Source organism: Leyella stercorea DSM 18206, assembly GCF_000235885.1.
GTDB classification, from domain to species: Bacteria; Bacteroidota; Bacteroidia; order Bacteroidales; family Bacteroidaceae; genus Prevotella; species Prevotella stercorea.
In genome coordinates, this window is the sequence record NZ_JH379383.1 from 1 (window position 1) to 4,227 (window position 4,227).

Sequence of the window (4,227 nt, forward strand, 5' to 3'; positions counted from 1 at the left end):
ATGAGTGACGAGACGTTTGCGCGTTTCATAGAATATCAGAAGTGCATCTCGGAGCGTGCCGACCTTATTGGAGCCGGCAGCCATGTGGTGGATGTTGTAAGGGTGCCATGATAGAATGATAGTTGCTGTCTATTGCTGCATTGACAGAATCGTTTGTTAGTCTATGAGAGAATGAGTATCTTTGCACCATTAAATTAAGATTTGCAAACTTTTAAACACGTAAAAAACATGACAGCAAGCAAAATGAAATACATTATCGTAGGTGGAGTTGCAGGTGGTGCAACTGCAGCTGCACGCATCAGACGTTTGACAGAGGATGCTGAGATTGTCCTCTTTGAAAAGGGTGAACACATATCATACGCCAATTGTGGTTTGCCTTACTATATAGGAGGGGTTATAGAAGACCGTGACCGCCTGTTTGTGCAGACGCCGGAGGCTTTCGGCAAGCGGTTCAATATCGATGTGCGCATATTGAGCGAAGTGACAGCCATTGATGCCGAAGCAAAGCAGGTGACTGTGCATACCGCTGACGGCAAAGAATACGTTGAGAGCTACGACAAACTGTTGCTTTCGCCAGGAGCATCGCCGGTTGTGCCTCCGCTTGAAGGTATTGACAGCAAGGGTATCTTCACCCTTAGAAACGTGAGCGATACAGACCGCATAAAGGCCTATATGGCGGAGCATAAGGTGAAGCGTGCCGTAATCGTGGGCGGAGGCTTCATCGGCTTGGAGATGGCAGAGAATCTGAAGCATGCAGGTGCCCAGGTGGCTGTGGTGGAAATGGCAAATCAGGTGATGGCTCCTATCGACTTCTCCATGGCTGCTCTTGTGCACGAGCATCTGCAGCAGCAGGATGTAAGGCTCTACCTGGAGCAAGCCGTAGAAGGTTTCTCACGCGAGGGAGACGAGCTGGCCGTCCACTTCAAATCGGGTGTCAGTTTGAAGGCCGATATGGTGTTGCTCAGCATTGGCGTAAGGGCAGAGACCCGCTTGGCTCAAACTGCCGGATTGAAGATTGGCGAGATGCGCGGTATCTGGGTGGATGAATATCTGCAGACATCCCATGAGCATATTTATGCTGTAGGCGACGCCATTGAGTTTCCTCACCCCATAACGGGCAAGTCCTGGCTCAACTTCCTTGCAGGCCCTGCCAACCGTCAGGCACGCATTGTGGCAGACAATATGGTGTTGGGCAACAGGTTGAAATACGAAGGTTCTGTCGGAACGTCCATAGCCAAGGTATTCGATATCACCGTGGCGTCCACAGGGCTTCCTGCCAAGCGCCTAAAGCAGATGGAGATACCATATCTCTCGGCTACTATTCATAGCGGCTCACATGCCGGCTATTATCCAGGCAGTAGGCAGATGGACATCAAGATAACCTTCTCGCCAAGTGACGGAAGGCTCTATGGCGCACAAATCGTAGGTTATGAGGGCGTGGACACGCGTATCAACCAGTATGCGCTTGCCATAAAGACTGGGGCTACGGTCGACGATCTCACTCGGCTGGAACATGCCTATGCCCCGCCTTTCTCTTCGGCGAAGGACCCTGTGGCTATCTCGGGATATGTGGCAGGCAACATTCTTGCCGGAAAGATGACTCCACTCTATTGGCGGGAGCTGGAGCAGGCTGACACCACGAAGGTGATACTTGTGGATGTGCGTACTGCCGACGAATATGCGTTGGGCACGATTGGCGGAGCCGTGAACATTCCGCTTGACGACTTGCGCGAGCGTATGGGCGAGATCCCTACGGACGTTCCCGTATGGCTCTTCTGCGGTGTGGGACTGCGTGGCTATCTGGCTTCCAACATCCTCAAGGCCAACGGCTATCGGGACGTAAGAAATCTTATAGGCGGACTTAAAACCTATAGGGCTGCTACAGCCAAACCAGTTGCGCCTGCAGACTTCGACACCGCAGCGGACAGCCATTCAAGCGAGGCGGCTGTACATTACAACCATTCGTGCGAGACATCTGTGTGTGAAGGCGGAAAGACTGTTGTGAGGGTGGACGCATGCGGCATACAATGTCCGGGCCCTATCCTCAAGATGAAGCAGGCTATGGACGGCCTTGCGCCTGGAGAGCGATTGGAAGTGCGTGCTACGGATGCCGCCTTCCCACGCGACGCCGAGGCTTGGTGCAGGACAACTGGGAACATATTCTTGGGCAGGCACTCTGAGTCCGGTGTATATATAGCCATGATAGAGAAAACGACTCCTTGTGCCGTTGAGGCTTCCAAGCCGCAGCAGGGGGATTCAGGAAAGACCCTGATTCTTTTTAGCGATGATCTTGACAAGGTCCTTGCCACGTTTGTCCTTGCCAATGGCGCGGCAGCCACAGGCAGGAAGGTCAGCATCTTTTTCACATTCTGGGGGCTGAACGCCATCAAAAAAACCAACAGACCGAAGGTGACCAAGGACTTTTTCGGGCGTATGTTTTCGTGGATGCTGCCGTCCGATTCTACGAGGCTTGCCCTCTCAAAGATGAACATGATGGGTATGGGTGCGAAGATGATGCGCTATCTGATGCGCAAGAAGGGTGTGGACTCTCTGGAGGAGCTTCGTCAGCAAGCCGTCGACAACGGTGTGGAGTTTATAGCCTGCCAGATGTCGATGGATGTGATGGGCGTGAGGCGCGAGGAGCTTCTCGACAATGTCACCGTTGGCGGTGTGGCGACCTATATGGAACGTGCCGAGAAGGCTAATGTCAATCTGTTTATATAATGAATATACAGCAACTAAAATATGTAACTGCAGTAGGCCGCTTTCGCAATTTTGCGAGAGCGGCTGAGTCGTGCAATGTCTCTCAGCCAACTCTGAGCGCCATGCTTCAGAAGCTGGAGGAGGAGCTTGGCATACGGATTTTCGAACGTACAAACAGGTCGGTAAACCCGACTTCGGCTGGCGAAAAGATTATCCGTCAGGCTGAGCATGTGCTGATGGAGATAGAGCGGATAAACGAGATAGTATCGGAGGACAAGGGGCTGGTCGGCGGAAGGCTGCGTCTGTCCGTCGGTCCTACCATCGCTCCGTATGTCCTGCCTAAGTTCATCAGGCATTATCGTGAGGATTACCCAACGGTGGAGCTGTCGATACAGGAGATGGACGTGGGCTTCATGCAGACCGCGCTTCTGCGTGGAGAACTCGATGCGGGCATCGCCATATCCGACAACAGAAGGGAGGGGATACTCGAGATCCCGCTTTATACCGAGAGGTTCATGGTGTACCTTGCGGAGAGCTGCTGGCGAAAACTGCCCGTGTTCAGACCGGAGAATCTGGAGCATGAAGGCATGTGGATAATGAGAGGTGCGCAATGTCTGCGCGAGAGTGCGTTCTCCTTCTGCAAGGGGAGGAGCAAGGGCAATCGTGTGTACGAGGCTGGCACGGTGGCGACTCTGGTGAATATAGTGGACGAGAATGGAGGCTTCACTATCATCCCCGAGATGCACGTGTCGTACCTTACGGAAAAGCAGCGTGAGAACGTGCGCCGTATTGAGGGCGACTTTCTCTCCCAGCGCCGTGTCTCGCTATATATCAAGCAGGACTATATCCGCCAACGTATGCTTAACACGCTGACGGATACGCTAAAGAAGTTCATGCCAGAGGGGATGCTGTACGAGGGGATCGTGAGGTTTGGCATTAAGCTGTAGCCGTAGGCTTGTGCTTTATCGTGTGTGCCAGATGATTTCTCTTACGATTTCCGCAGCCAATTAAAAATCAACTTGCTTTACCGAAATGTTCGGAATTTGTAAAATAATTCTTTTGAAGAAATTGTTGTATAAGTAATATGTTGTATCTTTGTTGAGGATTATCGTTGTTTGAAGAAACAACATATCATTCAACTCACAACTTTTAATATATAAATATGGCATTATCCAATATAGAGAAGCATTACAACAAGCACCCCGAAGACCTTCGCTTGCAACGCAGGCACGGCATCGTAGAGTTTGAAACCACCATGCATCATTTGCGCCGTTTCATCAAGCCGGACTCGTTCTTGCTCGACATTGGTGCAGGAACGGGACGCTACACATCGGCTCTTATGTCTGAAGGCTATCAGGCTCAGGCAGACGAGCTGTACGACTATGTGCGTATAGACGACATCAACCGACTTGACGAACGTGCCGGCTTGAAACGTGTAACCATCTTCTCGCCTGACGGGGCTTCCAATTATATGCGCACGTGTCTCAACCGTATGAGTGACGAGACGTTTGCGCGTTTCATAGA

The 4,227-nt window shown here is 51.6% G+C and carries 3 protein-coding genes; all 3 read left to right on the forward strand.

The annotated features are described in order from the left end of the window. The first annotated feature begins 243 nt into the window (after window positions 1-243). Window positions 244-2,724: an FAD-dependent oxidoreductase gene (locus HMPREF0673_RS03030; RefSeq protein ID WP_040596299.1), complete on the forward strand. Its 2,481-nt coding sequence runs from the start codon at window positions 244-246 to the stop codon at window positions 2,722-2,724. Continuing rightward, window positions 2,724-3,650, forward strand: a complete 927-nt coding sequence (locus HMPREF0673_RS03035) for a LysR substrate-binding domain-containing protein (protein ID WP_007897768.1) — start codon at window positions 2,724-2,726, stop codon at window positions 3,648-3,650. The genes HMPREF0673_RS03030 and HMPREF0673_RS03035 overlap by 1 nt, the downstream gene beginning before the upstream one ends. Before the next feature lie 215 nt (window positions 3,651-3,865). After that, on the forward strand, window positions 3,866-4,227 hold a 362-nt coding region (locus HMPREF0673_RS14650), incomplete at its 3' end, for a methyltransferase domain-containing protein (RefSeq protein ID WP_007897771.1).